A 16413-nucleotide genomic window follows, 5' to 3' on the forward strand; every position below is an offset into this window, starting at 1 on the left:
ATGTTTCGGTTATTGATTTGTTTGGGGGTTATCTTGTTGTTTTTGGAATGTACCAACAAACAAAAAAAGACCATGAATGATGCTGAAAGTAGCATTCCTGTTGCTTTGCGCCCATCCATGGATAAACAACCAAAAATGGTTTTTGACCAGCCTTTGGTTTATTTGGGTCGAATTACAGAAGGGGATAGCGTTTCCTATACTTTTCATTTCCGCAACAAGGGAAATTTGCCCTTGCAAATAACCTCTGTTAATGCCTCGTGTGGTTGTACTACACCAAAATGGAGTAAAGAACTCGTCCAACCGGGCAAAAAAGGCTTTATCAAAGTAACCTTTGATTCCCATGGAAAAGAAGGAAAAGTGCAAAAAACGATTACCGCTTATGCGAATACACTACCAGCCGACAACATGGTTGCGTTTAAAATAGAAGTTTTACCTCAAAAAAAATAGTCTTATGTTATTATTAGAAGCTAATCCACAAATCATGCAAATCGTCCTTTTTGGAGGTATTTTTGTGGTGTTTTATTTTTTCATGATTCGTCCCCAACAAAAAAAGGCGAAGGAAGCACAAAAATTCATTAGTGAATTAAAAACAGGAGACAAGGTCGTGACCATCGGTGGTGCACATGGTTCGGTTGTTTCCATTCGTGAGAAAACCATTGTTGTTGAAGTTGATTCAAGCAAAGGAGTACGGATGGTGTTTGAAAAATCAGCAATCTCGAAAGATGCTTCTTCACGTTTAACGGAGGAATAAGATGATTGAAAATAGCCTGAAACCCTTTATCGGCATTACAGGCGGAATAGGATCCGGCAAATCAACGATTTGTCGGATTTTTTCCATCTTAGGAATTCCTGTTTTTGAAGCAGATATGCAAGCGAGGCAAATTTGCGATCAAGATCAAGAAGTAAAAGATGCTATTTTAGATGAATTTGGCTCAAAGGCTTACTTGCCAGATGGAACTTACAATCGCCCTTGGATGAAAGGCTTACTCCAAAAGTATCCGGGTGATATTCAAAAACTAAATGCGATCATTCACCCTGCTGTCCGTAAAGCGGCTATAACTTGGCTGGAGGCAGCTCCGGATGCTCCATTCTACCTGTATGAATCTGCACTCATTACGCCGCGGAATAAACCAGAATTACTCCAAAAGCTCATCGCGGTTGCTTGCCCGTTGGATGAAAGGCTTCAACACATTCAAAAAAGAAACCAATCTTCCTACATGCAAACCATGCAGATGATTGACCTACAACCTCAACCTGAACAGTACGTACGTGGGGCTGACTTTGTTGTTCAAAACAGCAAAAAAGACCGCTTATGGCCACAAATTGAAACGATTATGAAAACACTCAGCTGCATCCTTTTATGCTTGTTTTTGAGCTTCCAAAGCCAAGGACAAATTAAGGCAATGACATTCAACATCCGCCTAGATACCGAATCAGATGGACAGGATCAATGGAAATTCCGCGCAAAACATTGTGCAGAATTGATTCAATACCATCAAGCCGATATAATCGGAATGCAAGAAGCATTCATACACCAAATTACCGATTTTGCAAAGGCATTACCTGGTTATGCGTGGTTCGGCAAAGGCAGAGACGATGGAAAAGAAGAAGGTGAGTTCTCCCCGCTTTTTTATAATACAGCAAAATTTAAACTGATTCGGGAAAAGACCTTTTGGCTTTCTGATTCATGTGAAAAAGTAGGATTTGGCTGGGATGCAGCCTGCCGCCGCGTGGTGACTTGGGGTGAATTCAAAGAAATTAAATCCGGAAAAAAATTCTTTGTATTCAATACGCACTTTGACCATTTGGGAAAAATTGCTCGGCGGGAAAGTGCTAAATTGGTATTGGCTAAAGTAGCCGAAATTGCAGGTAAATCGTCAGCCATCATTACGGGCGATTTCAATGCAACCCCCGATGACGAACCCATTCAAATCATTTTAGACAAGACTAACCCGAATCGCCTTACAGATAGTGAAACCATCAGTACAGGAGGCCACTATGGGCCATATAGCTCATTCAATGGCTTTAAAAAAGAACAAGAAGGTAGACACATCGACTATATTTTTGTTAAAAATGGTGTAAAATGTAGTCAACATGCTACCCACTCGGAGACTTGGGCAGGGAGATTCCCAACAGATCATTTTCCGGTAAGTGCCATCTTGCATTTACCCAACTAGCTTATTGGAATTTGACCGTCTAAAACTTAACTTGCAGTATGGAAAATTTCATAGTTTCAGCACGAAAATACCGGCCTACCCAATTTGATTCGGTCGTGGGACAAAGTCACATTACCACTACGCTTAAGAATGCCATTAAGTCAAATCATTTGGCTCAGGCATTTTTATTCTGTGGCCCTCGTGGCGTGGGAAAAACTACCTGCGCGCGTATTTTAGCTAAGACTATCAACTGTGAAAGTATAGGCGCGGATGGTGAAGCCTGTGGCACTTGTCCATCATGTCAATCTTTCCAAGACAATACTTCCCTAACGATTCATGAATTAGATGCTGCGTCAAATAATTCAGTAGACGATATTCGTAACTTGATTGATCAAGTTCGGTATCCTCCTCAACGTGGTCGTTACAAAATCTACATCATTGACGAGGTTCATATGCTTTCAGCAGCTGCATTCAATGCCTTCTTAAAGACATTGGAGGAGCCTCCGTCCTATGCCATTTTTATTCTGGCAACAACGGAGAAGCATAAAATTCTACCTACCATACTTTCTCGTTGTCAAATATTCGATTTCAATCGAATTCAATGGAAAGATATGGCTAAGCATTTAGCCGGTATCGCAGAGAAAGAAAATATTCAGGCTGAACCTTCGGCATTGGAATTAATCGCGATTAAAGCTGATGGCGGTTTGCGTGACGCACTTTCCATGTTTGATTTGAATGTCACTTTCTCAACTGATAATGCCTTGCGCCATCAAGATGTATTGGAGAATCTGCACATATTGGATAGTGATTATTATGTGGCTTTAACCAATCACTTAATTCAACAGAACCATGTAGCAACCTTGGTGCTTCTGGATGAAATCATGCGCAAAGGATTTGATGGGCAGCAATTTATCAGTGGTTTTATGGAACACCTGAGAAATTTACTTTTTGCTAAAGATCCACAAACGTTGGCATTGATGGAGATTTCAGAAGAATCTCGTACCAAATTTAAGGAGCAAGCAGAACGAACAAGCACCTCTTTCTTGCTTTCAGCTATGAACATATGTTCTACATGCGAGAGTAATTACAAATTGGCAAAAAATGCCCGCCTACATTTGGAACTTTGTTTATTGAAGATAAATTATTTGCCATCGGTATACCAACTGGCCTTGGAGGGCGGTACCGGAAAAAAGTCTGAGCCCCAAGCGAAGAGCGAAGGGGCTAACAACCAAACTCTTGCAACTGCCCCAGCAAAGGAACCTACTAAATCTGACGTAAGTACAGAAGCCACCAACCCCGTTGAAGTGCTACCGGTAGTGGAAAGTCATGATATCCCCATAGCGGAGGAAATTGAACAGCCATTACCTACGACTAAACCCGTCGCACAAATGCCTGCTTTAGGTTTATCTGGCTTGCGTTCCAGCAAAAGTGTGATTAAAAACAAGGGGAAAGAAGACGAAGAAAAAGAGGAACAATCGGCCCCAGGAGGTTTGATTAATCAAGATTTTGACCTGACGAAATTCTTAGAGGTTTGGAATGAAATTGCGCAAAAATACAAGGATGGCAATTTGATCAACAAGTTTGTTATGATGGATCGCCCAATTGAATTAATTGAAACAGTTGCGCATGTGAAGGTCGAAAATGAAGTACAGGTTCAGCATTTCAATGAGCAATTGCGGATGGAGGTGTTAGGAATTTTACGTGAACGTCTAAGTAATTATACTGTAGACATCGTCTTAGACCTCACAGAACAAGAAAATGATGAAAAAAAGTTATTATATACGCAATCAGACAAATTCGATTTTTTGGTCCAAAAGCATCCACTACTGGGCGAACTAAAACAAAAATTGGGTTTGGATCACGAATTTTAACCTAGCGAATTTGACCATTACCCTGAATAACCCATTTTTCCGTTACCAATTTTTCTAAGGCAAAAGGCCCACGTGCATGTAATTTCTGTGTTGAGATTCCTATTTCAGCACCTAAATCAAAAACTCCGCCATCTGTAAATCGAGTAGAAGCATTCCAATAAACCGCGGCGGCATCAACGGCCTCTAAGAACAAGGAGGCCTCACTTGAATCCTCGGTTACAATGGCTTCCGAATGTCGGGAGGAAAATTGATCAATGTGATTTAATGCCTCAGCAAGATTATCTACAACCTTCATCGAACAGGCAAAATCGAGAAACTCCCGACCAAAATCAGCTTCAGCAGCACGCAACAAAAAAGGATAATCAATTTTTTCCAATGCCAAAAACGCATCTGAATCAGCAAAAATCTGAACTTGATATTTTTTAAAATCAGTGGCAATTTTTTGGACAAAATCAGGTAAATGACTGCGGTGAATAATCACGGTATCCAATGAATTACAAACTGAAGGTCTTGAAACTTTAGCATTCACGACAATTGGTACAGCCATGTTAAGGTTCGCACCAGCGGCCACGTAAGTATGACAAACACCTGCACCCGTTTCAATCGTAGGAACTAATGACTCTCGTCGGACGCGCTGAATCAATGCATCTGAACCTCTCGGAATGATAACATCAACGAATTTAGTTGCCTGCAATAAAGTGGTCACATGCGCACGATCGGTAGGCAATAAACGAACGAGCTCAGTTGATAAACCGTGTGCTTGCAATGCTTGGTGAATGAGCCCTACCAATACCTGATTAGTAAACCAAGCATCTGTCCCACCACGCAATACTGCTGCATTACCCGAACGAATGCAAAGGGCCGCGACATCGATAGTTACGTTAGGACGTGACTCATAAATTACACCCACTACACCCAAAGGCACCGCAATCTTTTGTAAATGCAACCCATTTGAAAGTACTTTGTCCAACAATATTTGACCAGAAGGATCAGGCAAAGCTGCTACATCATGTAAACTCGATGCTAAAGATCTTATGCGCTCTTCAGTCAACTGTAGTCGATCACGCATGGGATTTTGTAGATCCATTTGCGCTAAATCCTTCTCATTCTCGAGTAATATAGCGGCATAATTTTGAATTAATAGATCAGATAAGGTATTTAGGACCGCAATTTTTACAACAGATTTAGCCTGCGCTAAACTTGTACTAGCTTTGCGAGTGGCGGCTAAAAAAGGAAGGATATCGTCGACTTTTTGAGACATTTTACTAAGTTAGGAATTGTAGACCTTAGTCCAAACTTTTAATGAACGGGAAACGGCAAAGGGCATTTTGTCCATCCCCCACATATAGGACATAACGTCCTGAAACCAAGGTTGACACATCAAGCGTAAGTTTAGTTTGGCCTTTGAGATAGCGCCCCATGTTATTCTGCATCACAGAACGGCCCGACATGTCAAAAATCTGAACCCTCAAATTCGCATCCTGAAGCAAAGGAAAATCCAAATTTATAAGTTGATTTGCTGGATTGGGATACAGTCTTAAGGAAATCGGGGCCTCTACATTATCAAGAACCAGACTGGCATTTAAATTACCTATCGCAGCATCTAACCATGTAATTCGCGCAGTAATCCAATTTTTCATCCAATTAAGCTCATCGTTGGCATTCGCACCCACGTAATAATTAGGCCAAACTTTTTTATTGTATAATGGGAAACGACTAAAATTACGTTGCATGGGTTCCTTCAATGCAAGAGTGGTGGAATCCATGAATTTAAATAAGGTCTGAGGGCTTAAGCTTGTTTTCCGTAAACTGGTCCATCGACTTTTAACAGCGTTTACAAAAACAGAATCGCGCATCAATTTTCCCCACCAAAAAGGTGTCTGGAAATAATCAGGTGTTCCGTCCTGTAATTCCAATTTATTATACATCCAGCCTTGAGGCAAATAGCCATCATAATAATCGGCATTCCCAAATGACAAATTAAAGTCCCATGCGGGGCCCATGGTTAATTTCCCACCCTTGGAATCTTTATCCTTATAAAAATACGTACTCAAACGAAAGCCATCTACATTGCGAGACAATTCATTTAATATAAAAAAATTGACGAACGAGGGCATGTTCATCATGGATCGGTAGGTAGTGCTAGCCTTCAGTGGATTCTCTTCCTGCAGACTTTTCTCAAAAGCATTAACGTAATTTCTAATATATGTGAACTGCTGCGTCGTTATGTTTTCAATTTTAGGATATTCAATTTGGAATAAACCTTTATTATTCCCCCTGCCAGAAACATAGGCACTGTTCCAACTGCGTGATGGGGAACCGCTCGTCTTATCTATTTTTACTAAATATCCACCCGTTACCTCATCCCCTGCATTATCTGTCGGTGTTAAATCTGCTATATCCAATCGGCCTCTACTCTGTTTAATTTTCTCCATCAGGATATAAATCCCTTGATAAGCATCATTCAGGATGACCTCAACATAGCGTGTATTCGAATTCTTCAAACCTAAATCACCCGCTAGTTTCTGAGAAACAACATCTCGCAAAAAAGTTCGATCATTATAGGATGCATTTAATACCCAATCTGATTCAGCTGTCATCTCGCCTATGGGTAAATTCATAGCTTTCTTTGCCAATGAATCGGTCCAAATTTCAAATCCATAGGGCTTCTTAACTAAGCCCGGGAGGAAATACCAATCCCCCTGCGATGAACTACCGCGGAATTCAATTCCAGCCCAAAAGATAAATGCGGGCTTATCAGTCAATCGATTCATTTGACCTTTTCCTCGATCAAATAATGTAAACTTGGCCAGAATTTTAGGTTCATCCACAATTGTGGCACCCTTGGTATTGATTTGCAAAATAGGCAAATTTGATACCGTAAGACTTTGGGCGTAGGCTTGTACTTGAAAAAATAATAAAACAATCAGGGATCTAAAAGTCATGCCCAAGGGTTAAATAGGTTATAGGAGATCTGATTTCATCATTTTCAATTCCGTAGGCATAATCTAATTTGATGAAATACCCGATAAGATTAGCTCTTACTCCAACACCATAACCGAATAAAAATGGATTTCTAAAATCCGTTACTGTCGCTTGAAATGGATTTGTATTTCCACCGTAGACATTGGTATTAAATCCGTTCGTTCTTGAAAAAGGATTTGATCCGGTCCAAGCACTTCCCATGTCAAAGAACCCAACAATCTGAAATGTATTTAATAACTGCGATTTGGAATAACCGGAACCAACTAATGATTTCAATGGCACGCGAAGCTCCGTATTTAGCAATAAATGACTGTTACCCGAGAGCTTATTCATTCTAAATCCACGCATGGATGTCGCAAAATCACTCATAAATACATCTCGATTTGCAATGCCGGCTGTACCTAATGGATTCGCCTTGTTTCTTTCTTCCCGATCAATGAATAACCAATTATCCATTCCACCTAAAATGGTTTGAGTGGCTAACTCACCCATGGCATGTGATGCGGATAAGCGCGTGGCCAACAGAAAACTATTTGAAATTTTCAGGTAATGTCTTGCATCTAAATTAAAACGCGTAAAAGATTGTTGCAACGTATTTTGATGTTCCACACCCGCATACATGCGGAAACCTGTTTGTAAATTTTCAGCCCAAAATACCGTATTGTCGAATGTATAAGATAAACGACCTCCCAAATAAGCCGACACATCTTCAGGCGTGCTCAAGTTAAATTGATCAATGGACCGATTGGAGGTAAACATCCCAGAAAAACTAAGCTTACTTTGTAAATTAAGGGGATAAACCGATTTCAACTCAACTCGATTATAGCGTATTTTTTGGGAGAGAACTTCCGTTTGTTGATCTAAAATTTTCCGATCTACTCGCAGTGTCCAATCAATCTTATTAGCTAGGTATGCATATTCACCCCAGAGATCTACATTTTTAATATTTGCAGATAAATAGGCCCCTACCTTGAATAAATGATTTTCCATTAAATCATTCATTTTTAAATCCAAACTATAACCCAAGCCACGAATAGGGTCAATTTTAAAACTTCCTTCAGACCCATTGATGACAAAAGAATTATGATAATCCAATGGCCCCAGCAGTCGGTTAGCATCTTTGCGTAATCTTAGGGCCTGCTGACGATCAATCCTTGATTTTCGAATGTCAGCTGACCGCTTACTTTCGTCATTGGACACAACAGGCGCTAGGGCCTGAGATGTATCTGGCAACATAGGATACCATAAATAGGCAGGTAAGGCTGTTACTTGTTTTGCGGAATATATTTGCAACTGGTCTTGCAGAACCAAGCGATTTTTCACCACCATTACATCATTTTCCCACCGATAACTAGACCAATCCCCTGATTTAACAATTGTTTGATACAGTTTTTGATCAGAAGTATGGTAAGATACCAATTCATGACTGAATGGACTTTCGTTTAAGAAATAGATGAGCGAGTCGGAAATGGGCCGAACATGACGAATTTGGCCTTTATGCTGAAACAGCGCTTTGGGGTTCGAGGGATCCTCAGCACGCCAATGCATCATGGTCAACATTCCTTTTTCTTTGAGATAAGTACTATCAGCAATTCGATCCGTCAAATAAACAATATCACCATCCTTCCCCCACCAATGCGCCTCAGACTCTTGATTCGCATCCTGAGTGATGGAGGTTAAGCGATTTCTACGAAGATCATAAATTCCAACATCCACTTGACCTTGCTTAAATGATCTTACCAACATCTGTTGGCCGCTCGCACTCAATTCAAAATCCAAAAATCGTAGTTCACCTAAATTCTTTTTAGTTGACAAACGTAGATTTTGCTTGTTCAACTGGTACGTATTTAGGAAGTTTTTTCCTTCTTGATGATACAAGACATATAAATCCTGTTTTCTTGACCATTGAATGATTGGCCTGACACCTCCCGCAAGGCGTAACGGATCTTTCAATCCTGTTTTGAATAATTCCTTACTTACCTGAGTTTTCATGGACTTGACCAGCAGGCGGTAACGCCCAGCATCATCCATGATATAAGCCAACCAGTTTCCATCCGGACTTAACTGAAAATCGCGCAACTGTTCGCCTTTCGTTACATCGATAGAAAACAGCATTTTTTTAGCAACGTCTTGAACGTTCACTTCATATTGCTTGGCATCACTAACATAAAACTCAAACCACTCTTTCAAAAACTTTGAAATCGGTTTTCGAAGTGTACTGGATATACTTGATTGTTCATTTCGAATGATTCGCGTCAAATTAACAATATTACCTATTTGACTTGCACCATACGTTTTAGCAATATATGACCATATCGATTGCCCAATATACTCCGCTTCCAAGCCCCGGGCTAAAACGGGTTTTCGAACTTTATTTGCCACAACCACCTGGTACATATATTGACTCATTGCAGCGGTTTCGCCTGTAGCAATATAAGCTGCAAGACCAGATTCAAACCATTCTGGTACTGATAAAAGCAAAGAATTTTGCAAGACATCTTTTATGCTACCTCCATAAAGAATATCATGTATGTAAACATGCGCCAATTGTTTTAGCAGATTTTCTTTATACGATTGAAATTGAGTTTCAAATGCGATTTCGATTCTAAACTTGGCCCTATTTTCATCAGCGGCTTCCTGAGCATCTGCATAACTGATCCCGCTATTCGACTGCGCAAGCTCACTGCCTGAAGGATAAACAAATATTTGGGTTTTTTGATAAGGCGTGTAGGAAAGAAGACTGCTAACCCGTTGAAAATCGCTGTCCAAAATTTGAAGCGTAGTGCGTGCTAAAACTTCGTTCTTGCCAAAATAATAGACTTCAAAATTCTGATTAGCCAGGTATTTCCAAGCAAACTTTTGATATTGAATGCGTGTCTTCTCCCAAGATCGTTGGCTTGGAAAAAACTCCTGCGCTTGCACATGCGTCACAAACACCAGAGAATAAATACTTAAAAGAAGAAATCGAAAAAAACGCATCTAACACGATTTTACACAAAGTCAAATTTAAGGATTTATACCGAAAATAAATGCGAATATCGACGAATTGAAACTTCGAAATCAAGTTCTTTCTCTCCTCGTATTTCTTGAATAAAAGCTTTTGCAAAATACGGGCTAATGGAAACACTTTTTGAACCAAATCCATTAAAAATCCCTAGCGGTTTTTCTGGCAAAAAGCCAACGAAAGGTCTTCGGTCTTGTGTTGCAGGACGAATGCCCACAAAAGTATCTAAAAATTCAAATTTACTTACGCCCATACTGGTTAATTTCCCAATCAACTCCTCTCGCGATGAATCCGTTGGCGTTTGACTGAATTCATCCCATCGATAGGTTGCTCCGACTTTAAAGTGGCCATCCGCTAAAGGGAGGACAAATCCATTCTTATTAAGAATGTGTTCGCTTGATGGCTCATCCGATTTGAAACGAATTAATTCTCCTTTGGCTGGCAAAAAAGGAAGCTTCGCCCACAAGGGGTTATGTACAGCATGAAAACCCTCACAAAAAATTACTTTTTCAAAATTGACAAAATCTTGTTCCTGATAGGTTCTTAAAAAATAAATTCCATGACTTTCAAAATAACTTTTTGATCGACGCAGCAAAGTGGCTACATCAACCCAACCGGCTTGACTGACCCAAACACCTTGATCAGTCCAATCCAAAAATTCGTGATTTATTTGATCTTTCCTTTCTTCTAGCCAGCCTTTCATCTCATCGTTGGCATACGGACGAAAAAGGGGCATCGGGTGAAAAAAAGATGTATTCAAGTGCTTTTCAAGCCGAGTATAAAATTCAAATAAATAGGGGAATAAATCATCGGCCAACCAGGTTTTCTCAAGTTTTCTACCAGTAACCGGATTGAATATTCCGCCTGCCGCATACGATGAATTAAAATGCAATGGAGAATCCCAAATCTGAAAAGGGATTTGAGCCTCATGGAAATGATGTGCTAGTATGGTACCAGCAAGCCCTTGGCCAACAATTAAATAAGGCTTATTTATTTTCACGTTTTACGCGTTCAACTTGCGCTAAGACAAAATCTACCTGTTCATCCATACTACGAAAAGATGTATCTAAATCAATTGAATCATCAGCACGTTTCAAAGGTCCCTCTTCCCGATTAGAATCTATTTCATCTCGCATGCGAAGATTCTCAATTATATCTTCTAGCGGCAAATCTTCTCCTTTTTGAAGGAGTTCCAACTTTCTTCTTTGAGCCCGAATATGTGGCTGAGCTGTCATAAATATCTTCACTTCAGCATTTGGAAAAACGACAGTACCTATATCACGCCCATCCATTACCAAACCTTTCTTTTTTCCCATTTTTTGTTGCTGAGCCACCATAGCGCGTCGTACAATCGTAATCGCAGCCACTTGGCTAACCAATTCAGAAATGTACATCTTGCGAATTTCTACCTCCACGTTCTCACCATTCAGAATCGTATCAGACGCCTGCCTCTGTTGATTGAACTGAAAGGAAATATCGACATGCTCCAAGGCATCTGCCACAGCTTCTAAATTCGTAATATCGACCTGATTGCGATGAAAATACAAGGCAACTGCCCGATACATAGCACCCGTATCGACAAATGCATAATGCAAAATAGCCGCCACTCGTTTAGCCGTCGTACTTTTTCCACATGAAGAAAAGCCATCCAAGGCTACGATAATTTTAGACATGTATCTCGTTTAAAAATTGGTTTATAACCAAAAAGGTTTGCTCGGAAGCTTCATAACAACCTTGATGAGCTACGCCAGGCAAAATTACAAATTTATGTTGGTCTTTTCCTTCCAACAAGCCCACAATGCTTGAGGGGGGAATCAATGGATCTATTTCACCTAAAACAAACAGAAAAGGAATTGAAGTATACCGAATAAATTCTTGAAAATCTTGTCGATCTTTCATGGCACGTGTCGCAGCTACTAATCCCATAACATCTATGTTTTGATATCGAAAAATGAGCTGGTCAATCAAGTCACGCTTTATTTTTACAAAGTCAGGTGCAAAAAGATTAGCTACAAAGGACCGAATAAAGATTTCAGATCCATGTTCTTGCAGGAAATCAACAGTCTTAAGCCTTTGTGTTTTTTTTTCTAGCGAATCCGGTAATGGTGTCGAATGGAGCATAACAATCGCTTTCGTACGCTGCGGAAATTGTTGGGCTATTTCCAACGCGATATATCCCCCCATGGAATGTCCAATACAAATGAATGGGATGTTCGTAGGAATCTCTGAAACAATTTTACTTGCATAGGAAGCAATACTGTGGCAGTTTGACCAACAAGCAAAATTTGGCACATGGATTTCATAATCAGCAAATTTTTCAGGAAAAAAATCCTGCCATATGCGAGCGTCTTCACCAAAACCATGCAAAAAAACCAACAAGGGTCTCATGCTAATAGGTAACCAAAAGTCCAACAATTGTGAATAACAGCCCAATAAATGCTGCGAGTCCTCCTACAAAACCTAATCCAAAAACAGCAAGTACAACCCCAATGGCCAACAAACTCAAACCAATTTTCAATTGAGGTGCCCAATTTTGAGGTCCATGAACCTGAGCGTTTTTCTTATTAAATGAAGCCTTTATACTTTTCTGGATTTTCGGTGTCGAATCCATAATACGGTCGACGTGTTCTTGCGTTGATTCTTTGGGGTTCTTAGATGAAGCCAACACTTTTTTTATTGTAAATACTTCCTCCACGCTCTTTTGCTCGCCTTGAATGGGGGATGTTTGATTGGCTTGACGGGTTGGCATTAATTCAGTCACCACCATCTGTTTCTCTTCTTCCAACACCTTTTTAGTGACATCTGAAGTCGAGGGACTTGGCGCAAATGACGCAACTGTTTTCTTTACGCAGGAAAAAGCGAAAAATGAAATAAAACAAAATAAAAGGATCCGGTTCATAATTAAGCAACAACTTTCATTTGGTGAAATACGGTTCTTTCAAACTTCGATTTGGCATATGTCAAATCAATTGTAAATTCTGTTAACTCGGATTGTGATGGAATTTCAAACATGGCATCGGTCATGATGGCTTCCATGATGGAACGCAATCCGCGAGCACCCAATTTATACTGCATCGCCTGTTCAACAATATAACGCAAAGCATCAGCTGAAAAATGCAAAGCAACCCCTTCCATCGAGAACAATTTTTCATATTGTTTTACCAAGGCATTCTTGGGTTCTGTCAAAATTGACAACAAGGCTTTTGCATCCAGTGGATTCAAAAACGTAACTACCGGTAAACGTCCCAATAATTCAGGAATTAAACCGAATGATTTTAAGTCTTGTGCAGAAACGTATTTCATGATTTGGTCTTTCTCCAAAGATTCGTGAAACGAATCATCTCCTGAAAAACCAATCGGGCGCGCGTTTAAACGCTTTGAAATATGGCGATCAATGCCATCAAAAGCTCCTCCGCAGATAAACAAAATATTTTCTGTGTTCACCGCAATCATTTTCTGATCCGGATGTTTACGTCCACCTTGCGGCGGTACGTTAACAATTGAACCTTCTAATAATTTCAAAAGAGCTTGTTGGACCCCTTCACCTGACACATCCCGCGTTATAGATGGATTATCGGACTTACGAGCAATTTTATCAATCTCATCAATGAATACGATACCACATTCGGCTTTTTCTACATCGTAATTAGCTGCTTGAAGCAAACGCGTCAAAATCGTTTCCACATCCTCCCCCACATATCCTGCTTCCGTAATCACTGTCGCATCCGCGATACAAAATGGTACTTGCAATTTTTGAGCAAGGGTTTTGGCTAAATAGGTTTTTCCTGTTCCAGTCTCCCCTACCATTAATATGTTGGATTTTTCAATCTTCACATCATCCGCTAAAACCGGTTGCATCAGACGCTTATAATGATTGTAAACGGCCACTGAAAGATGGCGTTTGGCCTCTTCTTGACCAATCACATATTCGTCTAAATAGGCCTTTAAGTCTTTGGGCTTAACTAATTCAAATTGATGCTTCGAGGGAGATGAAACCGAAGGTGTAGTTAACTCCTCTTTGATTACTTCGTACCCTTGCTGAATGCAACTATTACAGATGTGACCTTCAATTCCAGAAAGCAACATCCCTTCATTGCTCTCAATCGTCGATTTAGTTCGTCCACAGAATGAACAACTTACTTTTTTATTACTTGCCATGAATTAGACAGTACGGGTTAAAATCTCATCAATCAGACCATACTCTTTCGCTTCGGCCGCTTTCATCCAATAATCCCGATCAGAATCACGCTCAATTTCTTCGAACGTTTTACCTGAATGCTTGGCTAAAATTTCATACAATTCTTGACGAATTTTTACGATTTCACGTGCTGTAATTTCGATATCACGTGATTGACCCTGAGCGCCACCTGAAGGCTGGTGAATCATTACACGTGCATGCTCCAATGCCGAACGCTTTCCAGCTGCACCACCTGCCAACAAGACAGCACCCATAGATGCCGCTAAAGACGTACATACCGTTGCTACTTCCGGACGGATGTAATTCATGGTATCATAAATCCCTAAACCAGCATAAACAGATCCGCCAGGGCTATTGATATACATGACAATGTCTTTTTTAGCATCTGTAGATTCCATGAACAATAACTGAGCAACGATAATATTGGCCATGTAATCATCTACAGGAACTCCCATAAAGATGATACGGTCCATGATTAATCGGGAGAATACATCAATTTGAGCAAAGCGCATCGGGCGCTCCTCAATGATGTATTGCGTCATATCTTCAATCTGGTGAAGAGGACGATCACCGATGTGATTCATGTATTGGTCAACAGCTAAGCCATTTAGTCCACGGTGATGAACGGCGTATTTACGAAACTCTTCACCTGATAATTCCTTTGGATACATATAATTCAATGTTTAAAAATCAAAATTAAAATATTTTGGCATTAAATACGCAAAACACAAATGTACGAACCTTAGTTCATAGAAAACCCCGCAATTAGCGGGGTTTTGCAAAATAATGTGACAGAGGGTAAATTAAAGCGCTGCAGCGATTGCTTTAAATTTCTCTACATCAATTTTTGTCGTTTTATTGGGGATGTTTTCTACAATGGCAGTCGCAACTTTATCAGAGAATGCTTGATTGTATAAATTCATAAAGTTATCTCCTTTCGACTTATCGCTTAAATAACCCATCGCAATTTTCTCAATCATCTCCTCAATACCCGGCTGGTCTGAAGATAAATAACCACCAAACTGTTGGCGTACCATATCTTTTGCCTTTTCAACAACCTCTGGATAATCAACCTTTACCTCGAATTTCTCCGCAATTTCATTTTTGATTAAGTTCCAACGAATATCACGTTTAACATTATCAAAATCTTGATCAATTTGCTCTGGCGTAAATTTACCTTCATTGATGCGGATCAACCATGTACGTAAAAATGCCTCAGGCAAATCAATTTTCACGGTTTCTAAAATTGCCTTTTCTGCATCGATACGCAATAAATACTTTGCTTCACGGGCATAATTCTCACTGACAATGATTTCAACTTCTGCACGGAAAGATTTCTCATCCGTTGCTTTTCCCGGTCCTAAAACCTTATCAAAAAATGCCACATTCATTTCAGCAGGCACTTGACGCGTGATATCTTCAACCACAAAAGAAACTTCACCTTTTAATTCAGCTACTTCCTCTTCTTTCTTACCTGTCGCTAATGCCAATGCTTTGGCGTCAACAAACACCTTGTCAATAGCAAATTTTAAGGTATCGTCTTTCTTAGCACCTATGAATACTTTCTTAGACTTATCTTGAATCGCATGCATGGGAATAGCTGATTTCTCAACCCAGTCACCTTGTGTGAATGTCCCAAAAATTAAATCGCGATCCTCAACTGATTCAGGATGCGTTTGCTCACCGAATTGCTTTTTCAGGTTTTCAATCGTTTCATCGATTTCTTTCTTGTCGGCCTTAATCTCATACGACTGAATCGCTTTCATTTTAGCTAAATCAACCGTGAAATCACCGTGAAAACCTAAATCATAATGAAAAGTAAATTCAGTATCTTTTTCCCAGTCGATCGCATCTGCCTCTTCTACAGCTGGCAAAGGCTCTCCTACTAAGTTCAATTTATTTTCTTTGATATAATCACTAACGGCATGACCTAATTCGTGATTAATTTCATCCACCAAGGCAGACTGACCATACAATTTCTTGATTAAAGTTGCCGGAACCATGCCTGGACGAAAACCTTTGATTGATGCCTTTTTGCGGTAGTCTTTCAATTTAGCTTCAACCTTCTCTTTGTAATCAGCCTCAGTTACAACTACGGTCAAACGACCTTGTAAATCACTTGCTTTATTGAGTGAAATGTTCATATGGAATTATTTGTTTATTCAATTAAAAAAAGCCCTCAAAAACCTAACGGTGTTG

14 protein-coding genes are annotated in these 16413 nt (G+C 40.0%); 4 read left to right on the top strand and 10 right to left on the bottom strand.

Translation table 11 applies throughout. The annotated features are described in order from the left end of the window. Genes ACIQZ2_RS03360 through ACIQZ2_RS03375 form a run of 4 tightly spaced genes read left to right on the top strand, consistent with a single transcriptional unit; the run spans position 1 to position 4027 of the window. Positions 1–447 (top strand): DUF1573 domain-containing protein, encoded by a 447-nt coding sequence (locus tag ACIQZ2_RS03360; RefSeq protein ID WP_395767430.1) that lies wholly within the window; start codon positions 1–3, stop codon positions 445–447. A gap of 4 nt (positions 448–451) precedes the next feature. Then, on the top strand, positions 452–751 hold the full coding sequence (gene yajC / locus ACIQZ2_RS03365) for a preprotein translocase subunit YajC (RefSeq protein ID WP_315575838.1): 300 nt from the start codon (positions 452–454) through the stop codon (positions 749–751). Between the two features lies 1 nt (position 752). Continuing rightward, the gene (coaE, locus tag ACIQZ2_RS03370; protein ID WP_395767431.1) at positions 753–2177 is read left to right on the top strand and encodes a dephospho-CoA kinase; all 1425 of its coding nucleotides are present in this window, start codon (positions 753–755) and stop codon (positions 2175–2177) included. 38 nt (positions 2178–2215) lie between these two features. Continuing rightward, positions 2216–4027, top strand: a complete 1812-nt coding sequence (locus ACIQZ2_RS03375) for a DNA polymerase III subunit gamma/tau (protein ID WP_395767432.1) — start codon at positions 2216–2218, stop codon at positions 4025–4027. Position 4028: 1 nt separating this feature from the next. On the opposite strand, the gene ACIQZ2_RS03380 is transcribed toward ACIQZ2_RS03375, so the two are convergent. The 10 genes from ACIQZ2_RS03380 to ACIQZ2_RS03425 form a co-directional block, all read right to left on the bottom strand. After that, a complete protein-coding gene (locus tag ACIQZ2_RS03380) occupies positions 4029–5288 on the bottom strand; it encodes a glutamate-5-semialdehyde dehydrogenase (protein WP_395767433.1) in 1260 nt (419 codons plus the stop codon). Positions 5289–5313: 25 nt separating this feature from the next. Beyond that, positions 5314–6972: a CotH kinase family protein gene (locus tag ACIQZ2_RS03385; RefSeq protein ID WP_395767434.1), complete on the bottom strand. Its 1659-nt coding sequence runs from the start codon at positions 6970–6972 to the stop codon at positions 5314–5316. Further along, positions 6962–9991, bottom strand: a complete 3030-nt coding sequence (locus ACIQZ2_RS03390) for a hypothetical protein (RefSeq protein WP_395767435.1) — start codon at positions 9989–9991, stop codon at positions 6962–6964. Before ACIQZ2_RS03390 ends, ACIQZ2_RS03385 begins: the two co-directional genes overlap by 11 nt. Positions 9992–10026: 35 nt before the next feature. Further along, a complete protein-coding gene (locus ACIQZ2_RS03395; RefSeq protein WP_395767436.1) occupies positions 10027–11016 on the bottom strand; it encodes an NAD(P)/FAD-dependent oxidoreductase in 990 nt (329 codons plus the stop codon). After that, complete coding sequence (cmk, locus tag ACIQZ2_RS03400) at positions 11003–11689, bottom strand: (d)CMP kinase (RefSeq protein WP_395767437.1); 687 nt, start codon at positions 11687–11689, stop codon at positions 11003–11005. The genes ACIQZ2_RS03395 and cmk overlap by 14 nt, the downstream gene beginning before the upstream one ends. Then, positions 11682–12404 carry an alpha/beta fold hydrolase gene (locus ACIQZ2_RS03405; protein ID WP_395767438.1) on the bottom strand — a complete coding sequence of 241 codons (723 nt, stop codon included), beginning with the start codon at positions 12402–12404 and terminating at the stop codon, positions 11682–11684. The genes cmk and ACIQZ2_RS03405 overlap by 8 nt, the downstream gene beginning before the upstream one ends. A 1-nt stretch (position 12405) precedes the next feature. Beyond that, positions 12406–12915: a hypothetical protein gene (locus tag ACIQZ2_RS03410; protein ID WP_395767439.1), complete on the bottom strand. Its 510-nt coding sequence runs from the start codon at positions 12913–12915 to the stop codon at positions 12406–12408. 2 nt (positions 12916–12917) lie between these two features. Continuing rightward, entirely contained in the window at positions 12918–14174 is a 1257-nt protein-coding gene (gene clpX, locus ACIQZ2_RS03415) for an ATP-dependent Clp protease ATP-binding subunit ClpX (RefSeq protein WP_395767440.1), read from the bottom strand. Between the two features lie 3 nt (positions 14175–14177). Next, positions 14178–14885 carry an ATP-dependent Clp protease proteolytic subunit gene (locus tag ACIQZ2_RS03420; protein ID WP_315575857.1) on the bottom strand — a complete coding sequence of 236 codons (708 nt, stop codon included), beginning with the start codon at positions 14883–14885 and terminating at the stop codon, positions 14178–14180. Between the two features lie 132 nt (positions 14886–15017). Then, positions 15018–16358, bottom strand: coding sequence for a trigger factor (locus ACIQZ2_RS03425; RefSeq protein ID WP_395767441.1), 1341 nt, complete (start codon positions 16356–16358; stop codon positions 15018–15020). Positions 16359–16413: the final 55 nt, after the last annotated feature.

Origin of the sequence: Aquirufa sp. (genome assembly GCF_044342065.1) — a bacterium.
Taxonomy (GTDB): domain Bacteria; phylum Bacteroidota; class Bacteroidia; order Cytophagales; family Spirosomataceae; genus Aquirufa.